The organism is Vibrio sp. 1288 (genome assembly GCF_033344475.1).
Genome location: NZ_JAWPOX010000923.1, coordinates 1 through 565 on the forward strand (window position 1 = coordinate 1; position 565 = coordinate 565).

At 48.0% G+C, this 565-nt stretch carries 1 pseudogene; it reads left to right on the forward strand.

Features of this window, described 5'->3' with window-relative positions:
• Positions 1 to 565: pseudogene (locus tag R8O11_RS30115) on the forward strand (excinuclease ABC subunit B); the annotation flags it as partial.

Sequence of the window (565 nt, forward strand, 5' to 3'; positions counted from 1 at the left end):
CGAAAACGCACTACGTGACGCCCCGCGACCGTATTCTCGAAGCGATAGAAAGCATCAAAGTTGAGCTCGAAGTACGCAAGAAACAATTACTAGAGAATAACAAGCTAATAGAAGAGCAGCGCATTAGCCAGCGTACACAGTTTGATATCGAGATGATGAATGAGCTCGGTTTCTGCTCTGGTATCGAAAACTACTCACGTTATCTCAGTGGTCGTTCTGAGGGTGAGCCGCCTCCAACCTTGTTCGATTACTTGCCTCATGATGGTTTGCTTATCATCGATGAGTCCCACGTGACTGTACCGCAGATTGGTGCGATGTATAAAGGTGACCGTTCACGTAAAGAAACTCTGGTTGAGTTTGGTTTCCGCTTACCATCGGCGTTGGACAACCGTCCTCTAAAATTTGAAGAATTTGAATCTCTTGCTCCGCAAACTATTTTCGTCTCGGCGACGCCGGGTAATTATGAGCTAGAGAAATCGGGAGGTGAAATTGCGGATCAAGTCGTGCGTCCTACCGGCTTGCTGGATCCAATACTCGAAGTTCGACCAGTCGCGACTCAGGTCGA